This is a genomic window from Corynebacterium frankenforstense, assembly GCF_030211955.1.
Taxonomy (GTDB): Bacteria; Actinomycetota; Actinomycetes; order Mycobacteriales; family Mycobacteriaceae; genus Corynebacterium; species Corynebacterium frankenforstense_A.
The window spans coordinates 1-228 of the sequence record NZ_JASODI010000121.1 but is presented as its reverse complement, the minus strand read 5'-3'; the positions used below and the strand labels follow the sequence as shown (position 1 = coordinate 228).

General features: G+C 59.2%; 1 protein-coding gene. It reads right to left on the bottom strand.

Features of this window, described 5'->3' with window-relative positions:
* The coding region (locus tag QP119_RS11790; RefSeq protein ID WP_284776368.1) for a cytochrome ubiquinol oxidase subunit I at nucleotides 1-228 on the bottom strand (228 nt) is incomplete at both ends.

Sequence of the window (228 nt, the reverse complement as noted above, 5' to 3'; positions counted from 1 at the left end):
CCCAGATTGGTAGCGATTGGTGACGACGGGCCAGCGTGCTCGGGGTCATTGCCGATGGCGTTGATAGCCTCAGCGGATTCGGTCGGAGGTCCGGCAATAACTGCGCGGCGAATCAACCAGAACCACACCACTGCCAAAATCAGGTAGAGCAGGGTAAAGCCCACCAGGGTGATAATCACCGTGGCCGGTGCGTGGTCGGACACACCCATATCGACGGTCATGCGAATC